Annotated in this window: 18 protein-coding genes and 4 pseudogenes; 17 read left to right on the forward strand and 5 right to left on the reverse strand. The window is 69.1% G+C overall.

What is annotated here, in order from left to right:
- Positions 1-90: 90 nt before the first annotated feature.
- Together ACWCP0_RS38060 and ACWCP0_RS38065 are read right to left on the reverse strand one after the other, a co-directional pair.
- On the reverse strand, positions 91-1,683 hold the full coding sequence (locus ACWCP0_RS38060) for an AMP-binding protein (protein WP_451083316.1): 1,593 nt from the start codon (positions 1,681-1,683) through the stop codon (positions 91-93).
- Between the two features lies 1 nt (position 1,684).
- Positions 1,685-2,872, reverse strand: a complete 1,188-nt coding sequence (locus ACWCP0_RS38065) for a lipid-transfer protein (protein ID WP_451083354.1) — start codon at positions 2,870-2,872, stop codon at positions 1,685-1,687.
- Positions 2,873-3,371: 499 nt separating this feature from the next.
- Between ACWCP0_RS38065 and ACWCP0_RS38070 the strand changes: the two genes are divergently transcribed.
- From ACWCP0_RS38070 to ACWCP0_RS38100, 7 genes and pseudogenes are all read left to right on the forward strand, one after another.
- Positions 3,372-4,550, forward strand: coding sequence for an alpha/beta hydrolase family protein (locus tag ACWCP0_RS38070; protein ID WP_451083317.1), 1,179 nt, complete (start codon positions 3,372-3,374; stop codon positions 4,548-4,550).
- Between the two features lie 343 nt (positions 4,551-4,893).
- Positions 4,894-6,120 carry an alpha/beta hydrolase family protein gene (locus ACWCP0_RS38075; protein ID WP_451083318.1) on the forward strand — a complete coding sequence of 409 codons (1,227 nt, stop codon included), beginning with the start codon at positions 4,894-4,896 and terminating at the stop codon, positions 6,118-6,120.
- Positions 6,121-6,565: 445 nt separating this feature from the next.
- Positions 6,566-6,988 carry a Dabb family protein gene (locus tag ACWCP0_RS38080; protein WP_451083319.1) on the forward strand — a complete coding sequence of 141 codons (423 nt, stop codon included), beginning with the start codon at positions 6,566-6,568 and terminating at the stop codon, positions 6,986-6,988.
- 190 nt (positions 6,989-7,178) lie between these two features.
- Positions 7,179-8,642, forward strand: coding sequence for an MFS transporter (locus ACWCP0_RS38085; RefSeq protein WP_451083320.1), 1,464 nt, complete (start codon positions 7,179-7,181; stop codon positions 8,640-8,642).
- Between the two features lie 80 nt (positions 8,643-8,722).
- Positions 8,723-8,848: pseudogene (locus ACWCP0_RS38090) on the forward strand (DNA-binding response regulator); the annotation flags it as partial.
- A pseudogene (locus ACWCP0_RS38095) lies at positions 8,841-9,737 on the forward strand (sensor histidine kinase); the annotation flags it as partial. The pseudogenes ACWCP0_RS38090 and ACWCP0_RS38095, both read left to right, overlap by 8 nt.
- Entirely contained in the window at positions 9,734-10,336 is a 603-nt protein-coding gene (locus tag ACWCP0_RS38100; RefSeq protein ID WP_451083321.1) for a hypothetical protein, read from the forward strand. The pseudogene ACWCP0_RS38095 and the gene ACWCP0_RS38100, both read left to right, overlap by 4 nt.
- A gap of 79 nt (positions 10,337-10,415) precedes the next feature.
- On the opposite strand, the gene ACWCP0_RS38105 is transcribed toward ACWCP0_RS38100, so the two are convergent.
- The gene (locus tag ACWCP0_RS38105; protein ID WP_451083322.1) at positions 10,416-11,195 is read right to left on the reverse strand and encodes a DUF3152 domain-containing protein; all 780 of its coding nucleotides are present in this window, start codon (positions 11,193-11,195) and stop codon (positions 10,416-10,418) included.
- A 1,024-nt stretch (positions 11,196-12,219) separates the two neighbouring features.
- On the opposite strand from ACWCP0_RS38105, the pseudogene ACWCP0_RS38110 reads away from it, so the two are divergent.
- The 9 genes and pseudogenes from ACWCP0_RS38110 to ACWCP0_RS38150 form a co-directional block, all read left to right on the forward strand.
- Positions 12,220-12,606: pseudogene (locus ACWCP0_RS38110) on the forward strand (ATP-binding protein); the annotation flags it as partial.
- A 359-nt stretch (positions 12,607-12,965) separates the two neighbouring features.
- Positions 12,966-13,388 carry an alpha/beta fold hydrolase gene (locus ACWCP0_RS38115; RefSeq protein WP_451083323.1) on the forward strand — a complete coding sequence of 141 codons (423 nt, stop codon included), beginning with the start codon at positions 12,966-12,968 and terminating at the stop codon, positions 13,386-13,388.
- A 62-nt stretch (positions 13,389-13,450) separates the two neighbouring features.
- The gene (locus ACWCP0_RS38120) at positions 13,451-13,594 is read left to right on the forward strand and encodes a hypothetical protein (protein ID WP_451083324.1); all 144 of its coding nucleotides are present in this window, start codon (positions 13,451-13,453) and stop codon (positions 13,592-13,594) included.
- Between the two features lie 504 nt (positions 13,595-14,098).
- Positions 14,099-15,418: an epoxide hydrolase family protein gene (locus tag ACWCP0_RS38125; RefSeq protein ID WP_451083325.1), complete on the forward strand. Its 1,320-nt coding sequence runs from the start codon at positions 14,099-14,101 to the stop codon at positions 15,416-15,418.
- A 104-nt stretch (positions 15,419-15,522) separates the two neighbouring features.
- Positions 15,523-15,834, forward strand: coding sequence for a Sec-independent protein translocase subunit TatA (gene tatA, locus ACWCP0_RS38130; protein WP_451083326.1), 312 nt, complete (start codon positions 15,523-15,525; stop codon positions 15,832-15,834).
- Between the two features lie 98 nt (positions 15,835-15,932).
- Positions 15,933-16,748 (forward strand): twin-arginine translocase subunit TatC, encoded by an 816-nt coding sequence (gene tatC, locus ACWCP0_RS38135; protein WP_451083355.1) that lies wholly within the window; start codon positions 15,933-15,935, stop codon positions 16,746-16,748.
- A gap of 41 nt (positions 16,749-16,789) precedes the next feature.
- Positions 16,790-17,164, forward strand: coding sequence for a Sec-independent protein translocase subunit TatB (locus tag ACWCP0_RS38140; protein WP_451083327.1), 375 nt, complete (start codon positions 16,790-16,792; stop codon positions 17,162-17,164).
- Between the two features lie 384 nt (positions 17,165-17,548).
- Positions 17,549-20,023, forward strand: coding sequence for a SpoIIE family protein phosphatase (locus tag ACWCP0_RS38145; RefSeq protein WP_451083328.1), 2,475 nt, complete (start codon positions 17,549-17,551; stop codon positions 20,021-20,023).
- A 600-nt stretch (positions 20,024-20,623) separates the two neighbouring features.
- Positions 20,624-21,457, forward strand: coding sequence for an enoyl-CoA hydratase/isomerase family protein (locus ACWCP0_RS38150; protein WP_451083329.1), 834 nt, complete (start codon positions 20,624-20,626; stop codon positions 21,455-21,457).
- Between the two features lie 989 nt (positions 21,458-22,446).
- Here the strand turns inward: ACWCP0_RS38150 and ACWCP0_RS38155 are convergent.
- Positions 22,447-22,773, reverse strand: a complete 327-nt coding sequence (locus tag ACWCP0_RS38155; RefSeq protein WP_451083358.1) for an enoyl-CoA hydratase/isomerase family protein — start codon at positions 22,771-22,773, stop codon at positions 22,447-22,449.
- Between the two features lie 34 nt (positions 22,774-22,807).
- Positions 22,808-23,263 (reverse strand): annotated as a pseudogene (locus ACWCP0_RS38160) (enoyl-CoA hydratase/isomerase family protein); the annotation flags it as partial.
- Positions 23,264-23,273: 10 nt separating this feature from the next.
- On the opposite strand from ACWCP0_RS38160, the gene ACWCP0_RS38165 reads away from it, so the two are divergent.
- Positions 23,274-25,151, forward strand: coding sequence for a hypothetical protein (locus tag ACWCP0_RS38165; protein WP_451083330.1), 1,878 nt, complete (start codon positions 23,274-23,276; stop codon positions 25,149-25,151).
- Positions 25,152-25,219: the final 68 nt, after the last annotated feature.

Below are 25,219 nucleotides of genomic sequence, written 5' to 3' on the forward strand. Positions count from 1 at the left end.
GAGCAGAAGCCGTCCGTGACGGCATCCTGCCCGCTACACTCCCACCGCTCGACGCTTCCCCAGGTCAAGCCACGAAGTACTGCTGGAGTACTAGTTGACCGCACGCCGGCGCCCTGCCCAGTACGTGGCGCGCAGTGCGGCTTTGTCGTGCTTCCCCAGGGCCGTCACGGGAATCGCGTCCACGAAGTCGATGCTCTTGGGGGTGCACAGCGGGCCTTTGCGCTCCCGCACCCATGCCATGAGCTCCAGATCCTGAACTCCGTCGGCGACCACGACCGCCTTGACCGCCTCGCCCCACTTCTCGTCCGGAACGCCGATGACGCACACGTCCCGGACGGCCGGGTGCGCGAAGAGCGCCGTTTCGACGTCCTTCGGATACACGTTGTACCCGCCTGAGATGATCATGTCCTTCTTGCGGTCCACGATGTGCAGGAAGCCGCGATGGTCGGCACGGGCCACATCACCGGTGTAGAGCCAGCCGTCACGCAGCGCCTTCGCGGTCTCCTCCGGCTTGTTCCAGTAGCCGAGCATGACGTGCGGACCTCGGACGGCGATCTCGCCCAACTCGCCCTCGGGCACGTCTTCGCCGTCGTCGTCCACGAGGCGGACGTCGGCGATGGCGACCGGCCGTCCGCAACTGCCGAGCACGGCCGCGTCGCCGCTCGCGACGGCCTCGGCGTGGTCCTCCTTGCGCAGTACGGTCACCTGGTTGGGGGCTTCGGTCTGGCCGTAGACCTGCGTCAGGACCGGGCCGAAGCGTTCCATGGCCTCCACGAGCCGTTCCCGCCCCATGGGAGCGGCGCCGTAGATGATCGTGCGCAGCGTGCTGGTGTCCGACGCGGCCGCAGCCATGTGGTCCATGAGCACGTACAGCATCGTGGGGACCATGAACGTCGCCGTGACGCCTTCCCGTTCGATGCTCCTGAGCAGCGTCTCGGGGCTGAAGCCGCCGAGGATGACGTTCGTTCCGCCGCGCATCAGCACCGGCAGAACGAACATGCCGCTCGCATGCGTCAGCGGGGCGACGTGGGCGAAGACCTCGGGGCCCTCGATGCTCATCTCCAGCAGTTCGGACAGCACTGCGCTGAGGTACGTGCGGTGCGAGTGCGCCACTCCCTTGGGCCTGCCGGTCGTGCCGCCCGTGTAGTAGATGGCCATGAGGTCGTCCGGGCCCGGACCGGGCGTGTGAGCGGGACCGTCGTCCTCGTCCGCGACGAGGGCGGTGAAGTCGAGGCCGCCTTCCGGCACGGCATGGGGGTCCATGCTGATGACGTGCCCGACGGAGCCGCGACTGCGGATCTTCTCGGCGGCCTCCGCGTGCACGGCGTCGTGGCACAGGACGCGCGCGCCGGCGTTCTCGACGGCGTAGGCGTGGTCATCGGCACCCTGCCTGGTGTTGAGCGGTACGACCACGAGCCCGGCCCACAAGGCGCCGTACTGGACGGCGAGAAGCTCCGGCCGGTCCTTCATGAGGATCGCGACCCGGTCCCCCTTGTGCAGCCCGAGCCGCAGGAACGCCCGCCCGGCCCGGCGGACTTCCGACAGCAGCTCCGCGTACGTCATGCGCCGCTCGTCCTGCACGACCGCCACGCGGTCCGGGTAGAACCGGCAGGCCTGCTCGAGCAGAGCGCCGACGCTGCTGCCGAGCAGCGACTCGGCCTTCCGGGAAACCTGAACGATCACGTCAGTCGGCCTTTCGGAAGACGGTGACGACGGCGGCGCCGCCGAGTCCGATGTTGTGCTGGAGTCCGATCCTGGCCTCCTGGACCTGGCGCTTGCCGGCCTCTCCGCGCAACTGCCAGGTGAGCTCCGAGGCCTGCGCGAGGCCCGTGGCGCCCAGCGGGTGCCCCTTCGAGATCAGCCCTCCGGACGGGTTGACGACCGGGCCGTCTCCCCCGAAGGCCGTGGCCTCACGCTCCACGAGTTCGTGGCCCTTGCCTTCCTCGGCCAGGCCGAGTGCCTCGTAGGTGAGCAGTTCGTTGACGCTGAAGCAGTCGTGCAACTCGATGACGTCCACCTCGTCGATGGCTGTCCGCGCCTCCTCGAGTGCGCGTTGCGCCGCGGTGCGGCTCAGGTCGTAGCCGACCGTACGGATCGCCGAGCGCGCCTCGAAGGTCGACGGGGTGTCGGTGACGAGCGACTGCCCGGTGATCTCGACTGCGCGGTCCCACAGGTCGTGCTCCTCGACGAACTCCTCGCTCGCGACGACCACGGCCGCGGATCCGTCCGACGTCGGTGAGCACTGGAGCTTGGTCAGCGGAGCGTAGATCTCCTTGGCGGACCGGATCTCCTCGAGCGAATACTGCTGCCGGAACTGCGCGTAGGGGTTGTCGGCCGAGTGCTTGTGGTTCTTCCACGCGATCCATGCGAAGTGCTCGGGGCGCGAGCCGTAGCGCTCGATGTGCTCCCGGCCGGCCATGCCGAACAGCTGAGGCGCGAGAGGAACGTCCTGCCAGGGGCGGAGCTCGCTCACTGCCTCGACGTGCCGCCCGACCGGGCTCGTGCGGTCCGTGTACTTCAGACCGAGGGAGCCTCGTTCCATCTTCTCGAATCCGAGAGCGAGGGCGCACCGGGCAAGCCCGCCTCTGACGGCCTGGCGCGCGAGGTACAACGCGCTGGACCCGGTCGCGCAGTTGTTGTTCACGTTGACGACCGGGATCCCGGTGAGTCCGAGCTCGTACACCGCGCGCTGGCCGGCGGTCGAGTCGCCGTAGCAGTAGCCGACGTACGCCTGTTCCACGGCGTCGTAGCCGATGGAGGCGTCGGCCAGAGCCGCGACTCCTGCTTCCCGGGCCCAGTCGGGGTAGTCGCCCGCCTTGGTCCCGGGCTTCTCGAACCTCGTCATCCCGGCACCGATCACATACGTCCGCATCATCCTGACATCAGCCCTCTCATCGAGATCGCCACAGAAGACCGGCCAGTTGTCCTGCACGGTGGATCAGCCACCACCTGGGCCGCTCGCCGCGATCGGCTCGTTTGCGCACACGTCGACGCGCAACGTCGGACCGTTTTAACGCATCAGATGGTTGCGTTACAAGGGTCCCACTCCGGTTGCTCCATCAAACGCACCGAACTGTTGCATCAAGGCGGGCGGGTTGTTACGGTCCAGCGCACACCGATGGATGCGCAGCGTCGGAGGGTTCTCTCGGGTCGTTCGGCGACCTGCGGGAGTCGACTTCGACGCTCATACCGTTGCCGGCGTGCGGCACGTCGCGCGTCATCAGCGCAGGCAGCCATCCGCCGGCCCGCGCGTGGCGGACCAGGCGGGAGGACGGGGCGTTCTGGCGTCCGCGAAGCTCGTCGTCCGCGCCGTCGGCGCAACTCCCACTGTTCCAACCAACCACTGAATCAAGCCCGATGGAGCTGGTCATATGAGTTCGGACATCGACGTGTCGCCACCCACGGGCGCGGAGCCCGGGGCCTTCTTCTACTGGCCGGAGAACGGATTCTGGTCATTTCAGCTGCTGCGGCTCTTCTCGCAGGCCGGCACCGGCGGGGCCGATCTGACAGAGGTGCACCTGGCGGTGCGGGGCCTGGTGCCCGGAGACGTGGACGCCTGGTACGAGGCGTTCGCCGGTCTCGCGGCGCAGGTCGAGCAGGCGGGCGACAAGGCCGCAGCCTCAGGAGAATCCATCACCGCACGAGACGCCTACAAGCGGGCGGCGAACTACCACCGAGCCAGCGGCTTCTTCCTCCGTCCCGGCGACCAGGAGTATCTCGACGCGGTCGAAGCCCGCCGGCGCTCCTTCCACAAGGCGATACCGCTGGACGACATGCTCATCTCCAGCGTCGACATCCCGTACGAGAACGGCGCCCTTCCCGGGTACCTCATCTCGACCCGGACCGGACCGGACAACGCCCCGAGGCCCACGGTCATCGTTTCCGGGGGCGCGGACTCCGTCTGCGAGGAGCTGTACTTCGCGATCGGCAGAGGGCTCGCCGAGCGCGGGTACCAGGTCCTCACCTTCGACGGGCCCGGACAGGGCGAGGCACTCAAGCGGGGATTCGTGTCGCGCGCCGACTGGGAGGTTCCCACCGCGGCGGTCATCGACTTCCTCGAAACCGTCCCCGGCGTCGACGCGGGCCGTATCGGATTCGTGGGCCAGAGCCTCGGCGGGCTCTACGCCGTGCGCGTGGCCGCACACGAGAGGCGCCTGCGGTCGGTGGTGGCATGGGGCGCGCAGTGGGACATCCATGCCATGTTCGCCGACTGGGCGCGGGCAGGAGGCCCGCTCGTCGAGCACCTCGCGCGCTGGATCCCGCAGATGATGGGAGCGCCCGATCTCGAACACGCGGTGGAGAAGCTGAGGCCGTACACCGCAGAGGAGGACGCGCCCCTGATCGCCTGCCCGTTCTTGGTGATCCATGGCGAGGCCGACACGCTGGTCCCGGTCCGCACCGCACGGCGCCTCTTCGACGCCGTTCCCCGCCAGGACAAGGAACTGAAGATCTTCAACCATGGCGAGCCCGGCAGCGAACACTGCCAGGTCGACTCGGTGCACGCCGCGGCGCGGACGATCGGCTCCTGGCTCGACCGTACGCTCCGCTGACCAACGCCCGCTTCATACACGCGGGTACGGATCGTTCCACGACAGCAGAAGCACGTGTGCGAGCCGGCAGAAAGTCCCGTGATGCTCAGTCCCCGCCCGTGCGGGCGCAGAAGCCCGCACGTGGCAGCGCGACCGGATGACTCCGCAACGCGCCCGACTCGTACTCCGCCCCCTGCGGCGACTCGGGGCGGCGCGCCGATTTCCCCGACAGCGCACGAACGGATCCCGGGAACCGGCGGCCGCTCGCCTTGTCGCGCGCCGGACGCGGACCCACCAACTCACCCCATGAGACGTGTCTTTCCCAGATCCCTTGGAAAAGGCTCCACCACGCCCCGGAGGCGACATGAGCGATATGTCCATCGGCAAAGTCACCGCGGACACCGGCCCGCACTACGAGCCCTTCGGCTGGCACCACTGGCCCGAGTTTCCGTGGATGAGCTATCAGCTGCGGCGCGCACTGGGAGAGACGCAACCCGGCGGCGGCGCCGTGAGCGAGGTCTTCCAGGCCGCGTCCCGGATGGTCCCCGGCGACACCGAAAGCTGGTTCACCGAGTGGCGCCGCATCGCCGATCGCAGCCGTGAACGAGCCGAGGCCGCCGAGCAGGCCGGTCACGTCATGACCGCGCGGGACGCCTGGCTGCGGGCCTGCAACTACTACCGCTCGGCGGAGTTCTGGCTGGCGGCGGACGACCCGCGCCGGCTCGAGACCTACACATGGTGCGAGCAGTCGTTCGCCGGCGCCATACGCCACTTCGCCGTGCCCGGCGAGCGTGTCGAAGTGCCGTACGAGAACGGCGCATTCCTCCCGGGCTACTTCCTCCGCGCGCCGGGCACCGCGGACGGCCCGCAGCCCGTACTCATCGCGTTCGGAGGCCTGGACTCCATCAAGGAAGAGCTCTACCTCATGGTCGGCCGCGGGGTACTCGAGCGCGGCATATCCTGCCTGCTCGTCGACGGGCCCGGCCAGGGCGCGACGCTGCGCCGCCAGGGCCTCGTCACCCGCCTGGACTACGAAGTGCCGGTCGGTGCGTGCGTGGACTACCTGCTGGGCCGCGACGACGTCGACCCCGGCCGTATCGCCGTCACCGGCTCGAGCCTCGGCGGCTACTACGCCGCCCGCGCCGGCTCGAAGGAGCCCCGCCTGGCCGCGGCCATTTCGCACGGCGCGGTCTTTGACGTCCACGAGCTGGGGTCGGCGATGTGGGCGCAGAACGACCACTCCGAGGACTTCGGCATGGCGGGCCACATCAAGTGGGTGTTCGGTGCGCCTTCCATGGCTGCGGCCATCGAGCGGACGAAGGACTTCAAGCTCGACGGCGTACTGGAGGAGATGCAGTGCCCGTACCTGATCGTGCACGGCGGCTACGACGTGCTCGGCGTGGAGCAGGCCAGGAAGACCGCGCACTACGCCGAGAGCAAGGGCGTCGATGTGACCTTCCACCTCGTTCAGCAGGAGCAGACCGGTGCCGAGCACTGCCAGCACGACAACCCGACGCTCGGCATGGAGCTGATCGGCGACTGGCTGGTCGATGTGTTCGGCCTGTCGCGGCGCGGTCCCCTTTCCCGGTGACGGGCACCCGCCGCCGCGGTGCTCATGAACCCGGTTGTCCTGGCGACGGCACTCGCGGCGGCGCTGATCAGTGAGTGATCTTGATGTGAGGGCCTTCTCCGGCCTGGCGCGGACAGCACGTCCGCGTCGGCACCGGGGAAGGCCCTCATTGCCACATCCGCCACGCGACGGCCGAGCTTCGTCGCCTCACCTGGCCTCGCCCCGTGGCAGGCGGGGCTGGAGACCGGGTCCGGGCACTGGAGGCGATCACTTCCCGTGTGAGGCCGCCCACACCCTCAACCTTTCTCGCCCGCTTCTCCAGCGGTTCTCGCCCCGATCCCCCGCGGACGGCTCCACCTCGAGCACGTAAACGCACCTAGGAGTTGCAGTAAGACCCGGCAGACTGATAGCGTTCTAAACGCAACAAGTCGTTGCGTCTACGTGCATCCCGGAGGATGAGGTCAGCATGATCTACCACCAGATCCGCATCGCCATGAAGCCGGACGCCCCCAAGGACCAGGTCGACCACGCCCTCGATCTGCTGCGCCGGCTCGGCCGCGAACTCGACGTCGTCGAGCAGTGGGCCGTCGGCCGCGACTTCGGCGGCGAGTTCGAATACGGCGCCATGTACGCGCTCAAGGACATCGACGCCTACCGCACCTACATGTACGCCCCGCTCCACCGCAAGATCGACGAAGTCGGACTGCCCCTGGTGAAGAACATGGTCTCCCTGGACCTCACCGACGACCAGGACCCCACCATCGGCGACAAGATCGCAAAGGTCCACACCGACCGCTACGCCGACCACCCCGAAATCGCCGACCTCGTCGACAACCTCGGCTCCTACGAAGGCAGCGGAGCCCCGGACAGCGGAGCGGCATCCGCATAACCGAAACGCATGCGAGCAAAGGGTTGGCGTGTGCGGACGAGGGCCTTGCCTCCCGCAGCGCCCATCGCTCCGCCGGCGCCAACCCGCCGTGTGTCCACGCGAGACCGCCTCCGACGTTCCGGACTCCCGCGCGACGCATGAGAGAAGTCCCCCCTCGACAACGAGGCTCACACGTCCCAAGGGAAGATCCGTGATCACAACGTCTCGGCGCCCATCCCCCGGCGCAACATTCCTCGTCCTGGCGGCAGGGACCCTGTCCTTCGCCATGCTCCAGTCGCTCATCGCCCCAGTGCTGTCGACGATCCAGGCCGAACTGAACACCTCGCAGAGCACAGCAACCTGGGTGATGACCGCCAACCTGCTGTCGGCCGCGATCTTCACCCCGATTCTGGGCCGCGTCGGCGACGCGGTCGGCAAGAAGCGCACGCTCGTCGCGGTTCTCCTGACGCTGGCCGTCGGCAGCCTGCTCGCCGCCCTCGCACCCAACATCGGCATCCTCATCGTCGCCCGTGTCGTCCAGGGCGCAGCCGGTGCCGTCTTCCCGCTCGCATACGGAATCATCCGCGACGAATTCCCGGCCGAGCGCATCGCCTCGGCGGTGGGGACGATGTCAGCGGTCATCGCCGCAGGCGGCGGTCTGGGCATCGTCCTCGCCGGCCCGATCGTCGACTCCCTGGGCTACACCTGGCTGTTCTGGACCCCCATGGCAGTCGTCACGCTTGCGGCTGCTGCGGCGCAGCTGTTCATTCCCGAGTCGCCCGTCCGGCAGCCCGGCCGGATCAACTGGCCTGCGGCCGGTCTGCTGTCCGCCGGGCTCGTCAGCCTCCTCCTCGTGGTCAGCAAGGGCAGTGCCTGGGGCTGGAGTTCCGCCCGAGTGGCCGGCCTTGCGGTCGCCGCCGTCATTCTGCTCTCCCTGTGGATCGTCGCGGAGCTCCGCTCGGTGAACCCACTGGTGGACATGCGCATGATGCGGCTGCCGGCCGTCTGGCGAACCAACCTCGTCGCGCTGCTCTTCGGCGCAGGCTGGTTTGCGATCTTCGTGTTCCTGCCGCAGTTCCTCCAGACGCCGACCAGCGCGGGATACGGCTTCGGCGCCGGCATCACCGGTGCAGGCCTACTCATGCTCCCCATGGTCATCACCATGTCCGTCGCGGGCGTCGTCAGCGGGCGCATCCAGCACAGGGTCGGCCCGAGGGCGCAGCTTGCCACCGCAACGACCCTCAGCGTCCTCACAGCTTCCTCGCTCGCCTTCGCCCACGCCGAGCGCTGGCAGATCGCGGTTGCCACGGCAGTGTTCGGCATGGCGTCCGGCCTGGCGTTCTCCTCCATGACCAACCTGATCGTGAGCAGCGTCCCCGCGCAGCAGACCGGCGTCGCAAGCGGTATGAACGCCAACTTCCGCACCATCGGCGGAGCGATCGGCGCGGCCGTGATGGGCAGCGTCGTCACCAGCGATCTCCAGCCGACGGGACTCCCCCAGGAAGCCGGCTACACCGCCGGGTTCCTGCTGCTCACCGCCACCTCCATCGCCGCCCTCGGCGCGGCGCTGATCGTGCCCACCGTCGGGCACACCGCACGCGCCGGCTCTCCGGTCGCCGCAGCCATCCCCCGGACCGCGCCGGTCGCCCGCAGTGAGATGAGCAGAGCGCGATGAACCACGTCCGGTTCGACGGGGAACTCCCCGCAGGCTGGGGCAACCGTTCGGCCGGCCCAGCACCGAGGCGAGTGAGTCCCATGCCCCGCATCCTGCTCGTCGAGGACTACCGCGCCGTCCGGGAAGGCGTCCAGCTCGCACTGCGCCGCCAGGGACACGACGTGGCTGCCGCCGGGGCCGGGGAGGACGGTCTGACGCAGCCGCGGCGTGCTGCGGCCGGTACGCGCGCTGCGACACGCCACCCGGAGCATGGCCGAGGGCCATCTGGACACCCGGCTCACCGTCAACGGATCCGACGAACTCGCAGACCTTTCACACACCTTCAACGAGACCGCCGAGGCCCTGGAGAGCTCCGTGGCCGAGCTGCGCCGCATGGAGGTGCGCGCCCGCCGTTTCGCCTCCGATGTCTCCCATGAACTGCGCACACCCCTGGCAGCCATGTCGGTGGTCACCGGCATCCTCGACAAGGAGGCGGCCCACCTCGATGCGGATACCGCCACCGCCGTCCGGCTCATCAGCGAGGAGACCACGAAGCTGGCCCGCCTGGTGGACGACCTGATGGAGGTGTCCCGCTTCGACGCGGGCGCGGCCGGCCTGCACCTGGACGAGATCGACCTCACCGAATCCATCCGGCGCACGCTCGCATCCCGCGCCTGGCTCGAGACCGTCGACACCCAACTGCCCCCTCCCGGCACGCTCCGCGGCCGCGTCGACCCGCGCCGCCTCGACGTGGTCGTCGCGAACCTGGTCGCCAACGCCCACCGCCACGGCGAACCTCCCGTAGGGCTGCGCCTGTACGCGCAGGAACACGCCAACGCGGGACGGCAGGCGGTCATCGAGGTGCTGGACAGCGGGCCGGGGATCGCCCCGCACGTCCTGCCTCACGTCTTCGAGCGCTTCTACAAAGCGGACACCGCCCGGACCCGGACCGAGGGCAGCGGCCTCGGGCTTGCCATCACCGCCGAGAACGTGCACCTGCACGGTGGCACCATCCGCGCGGCGAACCGTCCGCACGGCGGCGCCGTCTTCACTGTCCGCGTCCCACTGGAACACGACGAGCAGTGCCCCGAACCACCGGAGGGGAGCCGACCATGAGACACGCCCGCCGCATCGTCCGGCACGCGCTGCTGTTCTCGGCAGCGTTCCTGCTCTCTGCGTGCGCCATCCCCTCGACCGGTGTGGTGGAGGCCGGAGATCCCGCAACCGGCATCCGGCCCATCCTGCTGCTCCACTTCGTCAAGGACGGCAAGCTGATCGCCGTCCCGCGCGCGACCACTGAGCCGGTCGGCGTCGAGCAGGCCGTGGCGATGGTGGTCAGGGGACCGAACACGCCGGAACGGCTCAGCGGCCTCACCACGGAACTACCACCGCTGACAACCGGCTGGACAGTCCGAATACGGGGCGACGAGGTGTCGGTCGAGCTGCCCCCGGACACCGGGCCGCTGAGCCGGACCGCTCTCGACCAGCTGCTCTGTGTCTCTGTCGAAGCGCACCGCATCGACGCGCCGGATGCCGAGACGACGAACGTGACCGTGACGGGCTCCCGCCATGGGCGCGTCGAACGATCCAGCAAGGTCTGCTCCGCAGCAGCCATCGTCGTCCCTTCCCCGTCGGGAGCCCCCGCGCCTGCGTCAGGGGCGACGCGCAAGGGATCGGAGGAGATCGGGCGGCGCGCGGCCGGAGCCGGGAAGTGACGTGGTGCGCCGGCGGCCGCGCGCGATGGCTGAGCCGCGTGCCACACCAACCCGGCCACGGTGTGTCACGGTCCGTGCCTCAGCCGAGGGCCGGGCCCGTGATGTACGTTCCGTTCTTGTCGTACGGCCAGGCGTTGGACAGGCAGCCGTCCAGTCCCTTGATCTGCTGCATCATCACCGGCGCGAGTCGGCCCGGGCCGGGGCAGCCCATGTGTGTGCGGATGCCGATCTCATGCCCGATCTCATGGTTGATGATCAGATGCCGGTACTCCGCCGGCGTCCCGTCGAACTTCGGCGAGCCCAGCATCCAGCGGCGCAGATTCACCACGACACCTTCGAGCGTCTCGCAGTTCAGCTCGCCGCCGGTGTCGAGGCCCTGGGCCCCACAGAGCCGGTCGGTCGTGGCGGGGGTGGCGATCTTGATGACGAAGTCGGCGTCGGAGGACACCAACTGGAAGGAACCGCGGCCGTGCGCGGCCCAGCTGCGCTTGTGGGCGAGAATCGTCTGGATCTCCACAGCCGCTTCCTCGGCGGACATGTCGATGCCGTCCTCGACCTGTACGCGATAGCGGCGCAGCGGTCCCGAACCGACCGCGTCGCCGGAGGCCCGCGCCGTGGTGAAGGTGCCCGAACCGGAAGCAGGGACCTCGGGCGGCCTCGTCGGCTCGGCCGAAGCCGACGGACGGCGCTGCACAGGGCTCGATCGATCGGCGCGGGCCGCGGTCGCCTTCGGGGTCACCGGCGGCCGGACGGGATCGGCTGCCGTCACCGGCTCCGCGCCGCCGTCCCAACGTACAAGGGCAACGCCGCCGAGAATCGATCCCGCGAGGACCGCGCCGAGCGCCGCCCCGATCAGCACGCCGCGGCGACGTACCCCACGGCGATTCCTTCCGCGCTTTCCGCGTGTGGTGCCACGCCTACCCACAACAGGCTCCCCGCCATCCACCGGTGTCGGCGAGGAAGAGGAGCCCCGCGTGGCGCAGCCCTCTGGCGAGGTTCCTCTTCTGCTTGTGCTGCGTCCAGTGACGTGCGCGAGGCCGCTGCGAGGGCGGGATCCAGGTACTGAAGGCGTCGCATCGTGCGCGGTCATGGTCGTCGATGCTGCGTCCGCGATGTGATGGGACCTGGCCCGGACGATAACGAAACGGCAACCCCGGCCCGGCGGCAATCCTGCGGCAGGCCCGCAGGGAACCGGCGGGGCCCGCCCACAGCCCGAGGAGCGCCCAGGGTCGTGTGGCACCGCGAGGCCACCACGCACACCAGCTCGGTCGACCGGCCGGTCACGTTGCGGGGCACCGCCGCCGAGAGGACGCCTTCTCCCAGCAGCGGTCGTGGACGTGGACGTAGCTCTGGGCCTTGAACCGCGGACAGCTCCTGCGCACGGCGCCTTCCACTGCGGTGGGCGGTGGAAGGCGCGCCGTGCCGCTTTCCGCGCCCGACACCGCCGCACACGTTCAGCCTGGGCGACTGAACGTGTGCGGTCGGCCGACAGGGTACAGCAGTCACCGGCCTGGGCGACGCTGCGGCTTGGCGCAGTCACGGAGCGTGTGGGGCGGCGAGGTCCGGAATCTCCGATCCGAAATAAATGCACCATTTCGTTGCACTAAGTGGGTGCGGCCGGTAGCGTTAAACACAACAAAAAGTTGCCTCTATGCTCCCGAGCAGAGGCCGGCACGATCTACCGCCTCCCCCACCGCAGGCCCCCGCCCGCGCCGCCCGCCCGCCCAGCACGAGATGAGCCGAGAACGATGAGCCCCTCCCTATGCGAAGCGCCCCGCATCCGGCCAGGCTGCAGCCAGGCCGGCCGGCGACCGGCAGCGATGCGTGACGCCAGGAGCACCCTCACCGCTCAGACCACGACCGCCCGATCCGGCACCACAACGCCGAGCCACGTGGCCTGCTGGCTACTGGAGTCGAAAGCCCAAGCCGCCGGCCGCGCCCGCCGCACCACCCGGCGAACACTGGCCCAATGGGGCCTCGGAGACCTCACCGACTCGATGGAACTGCTGGTCAGCGAGATGGTCACCAATGCCGTGCGGTACACGCAGGGGCCGGTGACCCTGCGCCTGCTGCGCACCCCCGACACACTGCGTTGCGAAGTCGGCGACAGCTCCCCGCAGCTGCCGCACCACGGACACGCACAGGACACCGATGAGAGCGGGCGCGGGGTACTGCTGGTGGACCAGCTGGCCAGGCAGTGGGGCGCCACGCCACACACGGCCGGGAAGACCGTCTGGTTCGACATGGATCTGCCGAACCGGAACTCCTGAGCGGCGAAGTTTGCCCCGCGACCTGTCCCGGCTCGACGATGGCCGGCTTTCGGTCTGCGAACACCGGGCGATGCGACTCCGCTTGACGACACCCTCGCCGTCCGAACGGCCGGCTACGGCGGCTGCACCAACCTGACAACCACACGGTCGCTCCTCCGAACCCGCATCCCGGGCGGCCCGATCAACGAGTACAGGTTCGCGGCCCGACCAGCCGCGACGAGTTTTTGAACGGCACGCCATCCCGGGCGCCTCCGCGTCGGCCAGGTGGTCGCCGGCGAAGCCGGTCTGCGGAGCCGTGGCGGCGTCGGCACGGGCCGGGCGCACCGCATCAGCCGGTACATCGACACATCGACGTGCGCGTGCACGCGGTCATCGGAGGCAACAGGCCGCCCCTGCTGCTGGTGCACGGCCGGCCCCAGACCTGGTACGCCTGGCGCCTGCTGATGCCGGCGCCGGCCCGGGACTTCACGGTCATCGCGGTCGACCAGCGCGGCATCGGGCTGTCCGACAAGCCCCAGGGCGGGTACGACACCATCACCCTCGCCGACGACCTGCTCGCGCTGATGGACGCGCTCGGCCACCAGCGGTTCGCCATGGTCGGCAACGACATCGGAATGCCGATCGACTACGCCCTGGCCGCGGATCACCCGGAGCGCCTCGACCGCCTGGTCGTCGCCGAGGCCTTCCTCCCGGGCATAAGGTCCCTCACCGCCCCTGTTTGCCCCCGCGCAGCTCAACGACAGGCTGTGGCACATCCCCTTCAACCCGGCTCGCCAAACTGAACGAACAGCTCGTCAGGGGACGGGGAGACATCCTTTTCGGCTACGAGTTCGACATCAACGCCGTGAAGAAGGTGCCCGACTACGCCGTCAGGCACTACATCCGCACCTTTGCCTCCCACCATGACGCCCTGAGCGGCAGCTTCGGTATCTACCGAGCGTTCGACACCACCGTCGCGCAGAACCAGCAACGTAAGACCCGCTGCTGACCATGCCCGTTCTGGCGATCGGCGGAGCGGCAAGCGGCGGTGAGGGGGTCGGGAAGGCGATGAAGCTTGCCGCGGACGACGTGCAGAGCCTGGTCATTCCCAACTGCGGCCACTCGCTCGCCGAGGAGGCTCCCGAGGAGATGCTGGCGGCGCTGACCGCGTTCCTGGCCCCGTACCGCGAGCGAGAGCGAGGTACACGACCCCACGCTGCCGCATCGCACCGTAGACGACCCGTTCGAACCTGCGCACCACCTCGCCCGACAGGACCGGGACGGCTCACCTTCGAGCCCCCGGCCTCGCCGGGCCGCCCGCCACGAACGCCTCGAGCGCCATCTGACTTGCATATTTAAATTTAGGGTCTACCGTGGATGGCACGACCGAATAGGACCGGCAGCCGTACATCCGCGCCCGGTCGCAGGCCACCGAAACGATCGACCGGTCGCCGTCGACATCCACGCACCGGCCCTTGTACGGCGAAATTCGAACAACCCTTGGAGATTCACCATGTCTGAAGTACTTCCGCCGCACTCTCGACGAGCTTTCCTTTCCACGTCTGCCGCTGCGACGGCCGCGGCGGTCGCGGGATCCTTCAGCCTGTTCCCCGCCCAGTCGGCCGCAGCGGCCGAAAGGGGAGCACGCCTCCATCCGGCAGCGGGCGGAAGTATCCGTCCCTTCCGTGTCCATTTCCCGGAGAGGGATCTGGTCGATCTCCGCCGGCGCATCGTGTCCACACGCTGGCCCGAGCACGAGACCGTGACGGATCACTCGCAGGGCGTGCCGCTCGAGACGATGCGGGAGCTCGCGCGCTACTGGGCGTCGGAGTACGACTGGCGCAAGGTCGAGGCGAAACTGAACGCCCTGCCGAATTTCATCACCGAGATCGACGGGCTGGACATCCACTTCATCCACGTCCGCTCCAAGCACAAGAACGCTCTGCCGCTCATCGTCACGCACGGATGGCCAGGCTCGGTCATCGAGCAACTGAAGATCATCGAACCGCTCACCAACCCCACGGCCCACGGCGGCAAGGCATCCGACGCCTTCCACCTGGTGATCCCGTCAATGCCCGGCTACGGATTCTCGAGCAAGCCGACCACGACCGGCTGGGGCCCCGACCATATCGCCGGTGCCTGGATAGAGCTGATGAAGCGCCTCGGCTACACCAAGTACGTGGCGCAGGGCGGCGACTGGGGTGCGCTCATCGTGGATCGCATGGGGGTGCAGGAACCCGCGGGACTGCTCGGCATCCACACCAACCTGCCCGGCGTGGTTCCGCCCGACATCGCCAAGGCGCTCGCGACTGGCAGCCCGGTCCCCCCCGGCCTCTCGGACGAAGAAAGGCACGCGTACGAGCAGCTGCAATTCACCTACAAGCACATCGCCTACGCCCGCATCATGGGGACGCGCCCGCAGACGCTGACCGGGCTGACGGATTCGCCCGTCGGTCTGGCGGCCTTCCTGCTCGATCACGATGGGCGCAGCCTGGAACTGATCTCCCGGGTCTTCGCCGGACACCGTGAAGGCCTGACCCGGGACGACGTCCTGGACAACATCACGCTCTTCTGGCTGACGAACACGGCGGTTTCTGCCGCTCGTCTCTACTGGGAGAACAAATACACCCTCATCCCCAATGGCGTCTCCATCCCGGTTGCCGTGAGCGCCTTCCCCGACGAGAACTTCCAAGCCCCGAAGAGCTGGGCACAGAAGGCCTACCCCAACCTCATCCACTACAACAAGCTCGACAAGGGCGGGCACTTCGCGGCCTGGGAACAGCCGAAACTCTTTACAGAAGAGCTTCGCGCAGGTTTCCGGCCCCTTCGCTAGCCACCCGTGCGGGCGGGGGCAGGCACATGCCCTCGCCCGCACCAGCCCAACCCCCCACACGACGGAGCGATTCAACGCTCCCGACACGAAAGGCAGCAACCACCATGTTCGGCAAAATCGGAGCACCCGAAATCCTGCTCATCCTCGTCGCCGTCATCCTGCTCTTCGGCGCCAAGCGCCTGCCCGACATGGCGCGCTCGCTCGGACAGTCCATGCGCATCCTCAAGAGCGAGACCAAGGCCATGCGCACCCGCGAGGACGAGACCACCGCCCAAGGCCCCTCCCCCGCGCAGCCCGACTTTGCGGGCCGGGTCGACTCCGCAGGCCAGATCGCTCCCGCGCGCGACCTCGATACCGCGTCCGGGCTGCAGGAGACCACGGCCAGGGCCCACGTTCAGGACGCCGGCGCGCGCTGACGCCCAACGGCGCCGACGAGACAAGGAACGGAGGTCTGCTCGTGCTCACAGCCATATCCCAGGCCCCTGAGGCCGCACCCCGGGCCCCGCAGGGGCACATGTCCCTTGTGGGCCACCTCCGCGAACTGCGGAGCCGCTTGGTGAAGGCGATCGGCGCGGTCATCGTGACGACCGTTGTCGCGGGGCTGTTCTACATGCGGCTGATCGACTTCGTCATCGCGCCCCTGCCGGGCTGCACCACCCTGGCGGAGGGCACGGCGGGCTCCGGGCGATGCGGTGTCATCGCCACCAACGGTCTCCTCTCGCCCGTCACCCTCGCCCTGAAGGTGTCGCTGACCGCCGGCCTCATCGGCGCCAGCCCCGTCTGGCTCTACCAACTGTGGAGGTTCCTGGCCCCCGGCCTGCACCGCGGCGAGAAGAAGTACACCCTCGCCTTCCTCGCCGCAGGAATCCCGCTCTTCCTGGCCGGAGCCGCCTTCGCCTATGCCGTCCTGCCCACGACGGCACGGGTGCTCATCTCCTTCACCCCGGACCAGGCCACGAACATCCTGCCCGTCGACGACTTCCTCGACCTCGCCACCCGCATGGTCGTGGTCTTCGGACTGTCCTTCGAACTCCCCCTGCTCCTCGTCATGCTCAACCTCGCCGGCGTCCTCACAGCCCGGCGGATGACCGGCTGGTGGCGGCACATGATCCTCGGCATCACCGCGTTCGCCGCCATCGCCACACCCAGCAGCGACCCGCTGAGCATGCTCGCCCTCGCCGGACCCATCACCGCGCTGTACCTGGCTGCCTGCGCCGTCTCCTGGGCCAACGACCGCCGCCGCGCCCGCAAGAACACGGCAGGCACAGGCCTCGGCCCCGACGAGCCCTCGCCGCTGCCCGCCCTCCACGAGTCGCACCACCGTCGCTGAGCCGGCCCCGCACATGACTCGCACTGCCCAGGAGGCCACACATGTTCTTCGACATAGGTCCGCTCGAGATACTCACCCTCTTCGTGATCGCGATCGTCGTCCTCGGCCCGGACAAACTCCCCAAGGCGATCTCCGAGACGTCCGCCCTCATCCGCAAGATCAGATCCCTCTCCGACAGCGCCCACGCCGACATCCGCCAAGAACTCGGCCCCGAATTCGCCGATCTCCAACTCCACGACCTCCACCCGCGAACACTCGCCGAAAAGGCACTCTCCAGGGCCGAGCACGAGACGGGCCTGCGCGAAGTCACACAAACCCTCAACCTCAACGAACCAGCCAACCGCGACGACGGGGAACCCCCCGAACGCAGCCTCGCCCATGGCACGCACGCACTGAGCAAACAGCCACGCGCCTGATCCGGGTTCTACGCGATCCGGCAGGGCTGTTGGCCCCTTGCTCCGCCAACGGCCCGCATGGGGGCGGCCCAGCCGGGGATCTTGGCCCCTCGTCGCGCTGGCCTCCGTGACGAGCCACGGCCCGGGCATGCAGCGGCCTCGGCCGCAAGGAAACAGCCGCGGTCGGCGCTGACGCCGATCGGCGCGCGCATCGCCCCGTTCCGCCCTCGGGTCCACCTCCCGCTGGGGCACACCTCCAGCCTGTTACCCCCCGGGCCGCCGACGGGCGGCAGGCGTGGCCACGGCCCTGGGGACGACAGCACCACGACGGCCGGTGAACGGCTCCCACGCGCGCGGCCAGCCCTCCGGCGCACCTCACCCCGCAGGACACAGAAAGGATGACCGATGGACAGTTCTACACCAACGGCAATCGCCGCGGCCCAGACCGCCTTCCCGACCGTCGGCACGGCGATCGCCCTGCTGGATGCGCAGGGAACAGTAGTCGGATGGACGCAGGCCGCCCAGCGGCTCGTCGGCTACTCGGCCGCGGACGTGGTGGGTTACTCCGGTGCCGCCTTGCTGGCGGGATCTGACGACCGGGCCAAGGCATCGGCGTTCACCGAGCCGGACGGTTCCCCCTCTCGCTGGTCCGGCTTCACCACGGTTCGTCACCGCGACGGCCGCAGGATCGACGTGCGCCTGTGCGTGCAGCCGCTGACCGGACAGGACAGCCGGGCCCAGTGGGTCGTGGCGGCGACCGGCAAGGACACGCCCCCCTCGTGGGTGGCGGAGGGGGCGGGCTTGGAGTCGCTGACGGGGGCGCTGCATCTGCCGAGCCGCCTGCCGGTCGGTGTCGTGGTACGCGACACCGAGCTGCGCTGCACCTGGGTCAACGACACCCAGGGCCTCAAGGACGGCATCCCTCTTGAGCAGCGGCTGGGGCGCACGCTGACGCAGGCGGCGCCTGGCACGGAGGCCGAAACGATCGAGACGGTGATGCGCCAGGTACTTCAGAGCGGCGTCCCGGCGATCAACAGGGAATACCGGGCCTTCCTGCCGATGCATGCGCGCCGTGAACCCGCGCTGGCGGCCTCCGTCTTCCGCATCGACGACGGTGAGGGCCGTGCGCTGGGTGTGTGCGCCGTGAGCGTGGATGTCACCGACAACCGGCGGGCGCGCGAGCGTCTGGCGATCCTGGGCGAGGCCGGCAAGCGGATCGGAACCACCCTGGATGCCATGACGACCGGGCAGGAACTGGCCGACCTCACAGTGCCTCTGCTGGCCGACTACGCCACCGTCGACCTGGCCGAGTCCGTCCTGCTCGGCGAACAGCCCCTGGCCCGCCTCGGCCCGCAGGGCGGACGCATCCCCGCCTTCCGCCGCGCGGGCCTGGCCTGGGCCCACCAGGGGGCCCCAACGTCCCTGTTCGCGCGGGGAGAGCCTGTTCTGGTCCCGTCGGCATCGCCCTTCACCAGCGTCCTGCGCTCCGGACAGTCCCACTTCGAGCCGATGCTGGACACCTCCCCCGGCACCTGGCTGGACCACCACGACCCAGTGCGGGCGGCGATCCGCGACCACACGATGCACTCCCTGATGGTCGTCCCGATCCACGCGCGGGGCGCCGTGCTGGGCGTGGCGGTGTTCGTACGGACCGCGGACCGTGTGCCGTTCGAGGAGGACGACCTGCTCCTGGCCGAGGAACTCGTCAGCTGGGCCGCCCTGGCCCTGGACAACGCCCGCCAGTACGCCCGCGAACGCGCCACGGCCCTCACCCTGCAGCGCCACCTGCTCCCCCACCGTGCAACAGGCGGATCCGCCGCCGACGTGGCCTGGCGCTACCTGCCCGCCGACAGCCACCACGACGTCGGGGGCGACTGGTTCGATGTGATCGAGCTGCCCGGCGCCCGCCTCGCCCTGGTCGTCGGCGACGTGGTCGGACACGGCATCAACGCCGCCGCCACCATGGGCCAACTCCGCACCGCCGTACGGACCCTCGCCAGCATGGACATGCCCCCCGACGAACTCCTCGCCCACCTCGACGAGCAGGTCATCCGCCTCGCCGAGGAAGACGCCGACCCCGAGGACCCAAACACCGCGGCGATGGTCGCTACCTGCCTGTACGCCGTCTACGACCCGGTCACCCGGCAGTGCACCCTCGCGCGGGCCGGCCACCCACCGCCCGCCATCATCGACCCGCACGGCCACGTCACCTTCCCCGACCTGCCCACCGGAACCCCACTCGGCCTCGGCCTGGTCCCCTTCGAATCCGTGACCCTGGAACTGCCCGAGAACAGCGTGCTCGCCCTCTACACCGACGGCCTGATCGAGACCCGCAACCAGGACATCGACGTCGGCATCAACCGCCTGGCCACCTCCCTGACCAGGCCCGGCCAGGCGCTGGAAGACCTCTGCTCGTCCGCGGTGGACACGCTGTCCTGCGAGGCCACGTGCGACGATGCCACCCTGCTCCTCGCACGGACCCGCTCACTCGGCCCGAACCAGACCGCCTCCTGGGAGCTTCCGACCGAGCCGTCCGCCGTCGGCCGCGCCCGGGCCCTGGCCACCGACCAACTGAACCAGTGGCAACTGGACCACCTGGCCGGGCCCACCGAACTGATCGTCAGCGAACTCGTCACCAACGCCATCCTCCACGGCAACAGCCACGGCACGATCGGCCTGCGCCTCATCCGGCACGAGGCACTGACCTGCGAGGTCACCGACACCAGCAACAGCCACCCCCGCCTGCGCCACCCCCGCACCACCGACGAGAACGGCCGCGGCCTCCTCCTCGTCTCCCAGCTGACCCGCAGATGGGGAACCCGCCACACACCGCACGGCAAACTCATCTGGGCAGAGCAACACCTCACACCCAGCACCTGAGCACCCGCCGGTGACACCCATGCCTCTCACCGGGGGTGCCCGTGAGCCACTGCCGATCGGCGCTCACCAAGGCGCCTGCCGCGCCGGTGACTGACGAGGCACGCAGCAAGGCCGCAGAAGGCTTCATGCATGCCGCCGCAGCTCCCCCGGGGCATCTGGTTGCCGCCGGTCAGCAACACTGCGGACAGCACGCCCCGACCGGCGGCGAGGACGCGGTAGTTGCCCCCGAAGCACGCGATCGACCGGCTACGAACCGCTTCGCGCCCCGCCGCGCAGCCCGCTCACGGGAGAAGCCGAGCACTGCCCACGGCCGGCCCGGCTTCTTCGCCGAGCGCGATCGGCTCGGCAGCACCGCGCACCAGGGGCCCGCACGCCGGCTTCGTTCCAGATCCGCAGACGGCACCAAGAGGCCATCCCCCAGCCGAAGCCCGGCGTGCCGCAGGTACTTCCGCTGGGCCCTGGCGTGCAGCACGAACACGTTCCCGCGCAGAACCTTCCGGTCAGGCACCCGCGGCCGCCCCGTGACCGGCGGCCACGAGCGTGACAACGCCCACAGGAAGCTAGCTTGCATCTTTAAATTCAGGATCTAGCATGGGGAGCATGACCGAAACCGCAGCGCCCGTGCGCATCATCGAGGAAACACCCGCATACTGGCGGGTGTTGTTCGACAACCCGCCCCTCAACGTGGTCGACCACACCGTGTTCGAGGGCCTGCAGGACCTGCTCGCACGGATGGACGCCAGCCCCGACCTTCGCGTCGTCGTGTTCGAGAGCGCGATCCCCGACTTCTACCTCGCACACTTCGACATGTCCGGCAGATCGGGAAGCATCGCCAAGACTGCCGGCCCCATGGGCCTGGCCACCCCCACGGACACCTTCGTCCGCCTCACCAAGTCCCCCGTGGTGAGCATCGCCAAGATCCGCGGCCGCGTCCGCGGCGTGGGCAGCGAGTTCACCCTCGCCTGCGACATGCGCTTCGCCTCCCGCGACAACGCCGTCCTCGGCCAGCCCGAGGTCGGCGCGGGAGTCATCCCCGGAGGCGGTGGCACCGAGCGCCTTCCCCTGCTGACCGGCCGAGGCCGTGCACTGGAAATCATCCTCGGCGCCGACGACTTCGACGGCGACACCGCCGAACGCTACGGCTGGGTCAACCGGTCCCTTCCGGACAACGACTTGGACGGCTTCGTCGACACGCTCGCACGGCGCATCGCCTCCTTCGATCGGCGCCCGATCGAAACAGCGAAGAACCTGGTCAACCAGGTCTCCCTGCCACCCGTCGACAAACTCCTCGACGGCCGCAACGCCTTCGCAGCCGCCCTCGCCTGGCCCGAAACCCACCAGCGCATCGCAGCCCTGTTCAAGCGCGGCATGCAACAGCAAGGGGACCTGGAAGAACGGTTCGGCGCACACCTCGCCCATCTGCTCGATGGCTGAGAGGCCCTGAAACAAAGACACTGAACGCGCCGGCCGGCGATGAGGCAGGCGGCCAAGCCTCAGAAGGCTCCAGGATGCCACGGCGCCTCCCCCAGCGGATACACCGTCCGCGAAGGCCGCGGGCCGGGAGATGACGTCTACGACGCAGTGGAACGGGGCCGGCCCGACGCCGTCCGGCCGGCCGCGTTCCGCACGACGTGCCGTCCCGGGAAACCGGACGGCACGCTGGAGCCGCTCGATCTCGAGCGCCGTCGTTGACCGCCCCATCGGGCGTGATCCCTCGCTCGTCCATGGGCCCCCGGGACTACAGCGAGCTCGCCAGAGTCGCCTTCTTCCTCGAGCAACGACACCGTCGCCCGCTCGGCGTTGGTCACAAAGGTCGGCAAGTGGCCAGACGAACCGGACAGCCACCTGTCACGTAGTCCTGCGTCGATCCTCGCCCGAAGCATCTCCCGCGCCACGCCGGACGCCGCCGGCACAGGGCAGCCGTCATCGATCACCCAGGACTCGATCATGCGCACGACGAGCCCACAGCCGGATCTGAGCGACAGGCCGAAGCAAAGCTGAAGATCCTCACTGCTCCTTCACAACAAGCCCCGGTCCTGCCCGTGGCTGATCACCGCGGCAATGCCACGCTTTCAATGCGCTCAGGAGTCGCCGCCATGACTGCAGGCGGCCCCGAAGGGCTGATTCCGCGGGGCGTCAGCGCAGTGCAACCTCGCCCGCGTGGACGGCGTGCATGGCGCGCAGGCCGCGCCATCGAGGACGTTGGCTGTGCACGTCGGTGTACTGGGGAACGACTGCTCTTCGGCCACAGCAGCGGTCAGGACGCGGTCGTGTCGGCCGGTGCGGACGAGGACGGGCCGCTGGTAGCCCTGGACCTCGCTGGACACGTCGTCCTGGGTTCAGGTCCGAACGTAGGCCCGCATTGCCACAGGATCGACCGTTTTGCGGGACACGTCATTCAAGTGGCAGGGGTTCCATCGTGCTCACAGCTCCCCGAGCACCGCTCCGAACTCGAGTTCGGTGCGGGAACGTTCCTGCAGCCCGCGCTGCATGAGGGCCCCGATCCGGGCGGCGCTTGCCGGGTCACGGGCCAGGATCTGGAAGAGGGCCGCGTCGACCTGGACGTCCTCCTTGGGCGGGAGGCCGGCGGCGTTGTTCCGGCGCTTGGCGAGCCGCACGGCGGCCTCCGGGAATGCGGCGATGCGCTCGGCGAGACGCTCGACGTACGGGATCAACTCCTCGTCCGGCAGCGCCTTGTTGACCACACCGATGCGTTCGGCCTCGCGCGCGTCGAGGTCCTCGGCCCCCAAGGATCACCTGCATGGCCTGGCTGCGGCCGGCGAGCCGCACGAGCTGCTGCACAGCACCCGCGCCGGGAAAGACGCCCGTGCCCACCTCCGGCTGGCCGATCACGGCACGCTCAGCAGACGCGAACCGCATGTCGCACGCGTACATCAACTCCGCGCCGGCGCCGCGCGCCCGGCCTTCGAGAACCGCGATCGTGACGGGGCGCGCCTCACTGAGCCTGCGGAACAGCGCGCCGAGGCTGATGTCGTCGGGCCCGCCGGACGTCGCCGCCATCGCCGTGTACTCGGCGATCCGCTCGAGGTCGACATGCGGGATGAAGAAGTCGGGGTCCCCGCTGCGGAAGACTACGACCCTCACACTGCCGTGGGCCTCGGTGTCGTCGAGCAACGCGATCAGGTCAGCTACGAACCGTTCGTCGATCAGGTTGATCGGGGGATTGTCGATCGTGGCCCAGAGGACCCCGTTACGCAGTTCCGCTCGGGCACCGGCCACACAAGCGTTCGTGAGCGACGACCCGGCGCTGACCGCGTCCTACCGGCAAACGGACGCGATCAGCTTCTATCTGCAGGAGGTGCCCGAGGGCGTCTGGGAGAACCGTGTCACGGTCCAGTCCAACCGGCGGGCCAGGTTCTACGACCCCGGCCACTGGATCGACCAGATTTCCCCGACCCCCCTGATGCGGCCTTGGTACTGGTGGGCTCGCGTATTCAACTGTCGCGAGATCCTCGGGTTGCCGCGTTCGTCGGCTGCAGAGAGTGACGGTCCTGACTCCCGAAGCTGCCGCAAAGTGACCAACTGCTCTCTGTGGTCAGTGCATCGCCGTGTCTCGGACGTTGAGCGAGCCTTGATTGGTGCCACCCGCAGCCCGGCAGCTTCGCATCGAAGCCCCGCCTGGCATCCTGGCCGCATGGACGCTGACGCCCCGGCCCCGGTCCACATCGACAAGGTGATGGACGGGCTGGCGATGAATTCCGCCTTGCCGGCTTCCATGGTCCGGCGCCTGTTCGCATGGCGGCGGGGCAGGGGGAAGGTGGCGGGGCGTCCGGACCTTACCGAGGACATGATCGCCGAGATCATCGCGATCGACGACCACTGGCTCCTGCACAGCCTGGCGCTCAACGACCGGCTGCCGGACCGGTTCCGCATTCGTCTGGCCGCCCATCAGGACAAGGCGGTGCGGTCCGCGCTCGTCATCCACGCCGCGACCGCACCGAGGGAGATGCTGGAGCAGCTCATTGACGACCCCGATCCACAGGTCCGCGAGTACCTGGCGCAGGGTCATCACACGCCGCCCGACCTCCGGGCCCGCCTCGCCGCCGACTCCGAACCCGCGATCCGCGCCGCGCTGGCGAAGCACTGGACACAAGCGCCGGAAGCGGTCCGTCGGATCCTGCTGACCGATCCCGAGCCCAACGTCCGCGCCGCGGCCTGTTCGACCTACTTCGCGCATCGTCCGCATCCGATACCGCCCTCGGACCTGCTGCCGGCGCTGTTGGCGGACCCTGTGACTCGGGCGGGCGCGGTGATTCACGCCGTTCTCGACGCGGACACTCTCCAGCAACTCGCCGGTGATCCGGACAGCGAGGTGCGCGCTCAGCTCGCCCGGCATCCCGACCTGCCGCCGTCGGTCCGCGAGGTCCTTGCCGTCGATCCGGCCCTGAGCGTCCGGGTGAAGGTCTTTGCCCGACCTGACACGCCGGAGCACGTGCGGGCACAGATCCACAGCTCGGTCCACGAGCTTTCGCGTTCGATGGCCGACCCGAGCCCCGACGCCGACGACGAAACAATCCTCCAGTGGTACCAAGACGTCGCCGCACGCACGGAGCTGCGGATCCTGCGCCTGCCATGGGTTACGGCCGATCCGCTGCCCCACATCGACTCGCCCTATGTCAGCTTCCGAGTCTCAGCGGCCGTCAGCAAGGCCCTTCCCGCCAACGCGGTGGCCCGACTGCTCGGCGACGACGAGGAGATCGTCCGCCTCACCATGGCGCGCACCGCCCCGCACCTGGTTGATCCCGCGACCGCCGAGAACATCGAGCGCCGCTACCGCCGACGGGACAAGTTCACGTTCTGGTGGGACAAGGAGGAGGTCTTGACGTTCCCCTCAGAGGTCCTGCGGCGCTTCGCAACCGACTTTGAATCCCGGCTCCGCTGCTTCGCCCCCCGCGATCCGAATCTGCCGTCGGAACTCGCCGAGAAGCTGGCCTCCGACCCCGAAGAACGCGTCCGCCGCGCGGTCGCGCCCCACCGCAATCTCCCGCTCCCATCCCTGTTCCGACTCCTCGCCGACTCCTCGGAGCGCGTCGCGGAAGCGGCTGGTGCCTCGCCGTTCCTTCCCGTCGAGCGCATGGAGTGGCTGCTGACCCGGGCGGGCCTGTAGCCGTCATGTCGCCCATCGTTGGATCGCGGATCCCCCGACTATCCAAATCTTTCGTATCACGGGGCTAC

The organism is Streptomyces sp. NPDC001970, from assembly GCF_053594115.1.

Bases quoted from the DNA above. Each gene is read 5' to 3' on its own strand.
- ACWCP0_RS38125 (WP_451083325.1), top strand. From the start codon at position 14,099: ATGTCTGAAGTACTTCCGCCGCACTCTCGACGAGCTTTCCTTTCCACG.
- ACWCP0_RS38080 (WP_451083319.1), top strand. From the start codon at position 6,566: ATGATCTACCACCAGATCCGCATCGCCATGAAGCCGGACGCCCCCAAG.
- ACWCP0_RS38140 (WP_451083327.1), top strand. From the start codon at position 16,790: ATGTTCTTCGACATAGGTCCGCTCGAGATACTCACCCTCTTCGTGATC.
- tatA (WP_451083326.1), top strand. From the start codon at position 15,523: ATGTTCGGCAAAATCGGAGCACCCGAAATCCTGCTCATCCTCGTCGCC.
- ACWCP0_RS38150 (WP_451083329.1), top strand. From the start codon at position 20,624: ATGACCGAAACCGCAGCGCCCGTGCGCATCATCGAGGAAACACCCGCA.
- ACWCP0_RS38065 (WP_451083354.1), bottom strand. From the start codon at position 2,872: ATGCGGACGTATGTGATCGGTGCCGGGATGACGAGGTTCGAGAAGCCC.
- ACWCP0_RS38075 (WP_451083318.1), top strand. From the start codon at position 4,894: ATGAGCGATATGTCCATCGGCAAAGTCACCGCGGACACCGGCCCGCAC.
- ACWCP0_RS38145 (WP_451083328.1), top strand. From the start codon at position 17,549: ATGGACAGTTCTACACCAACGGCAATCGCCGCGGCCCAGACCGCCTTC.
- ACWCP0_RS38100 (WP_451083321.1), top strand. From the start codon at position 9,734: ATGAGACACGCCCGCCGCATCGTCCGGCACGCGCTGCTGTTCTCGGCA.
- ACWCP0_RS38070 (WP_451083317.1), top strand. From the start codon at position 3,372: ATGAGTTCGGACATCGACGTGTCGCCACCCACGGGCGCGGAGCCCGGG.
- tatC (WP_451083355.1), top strand. From the start codon at position 15,933: ATGTCCCTTGTGGGCCACCTCCGCGAACTGCGGAGCCGCTTGGTGAAG.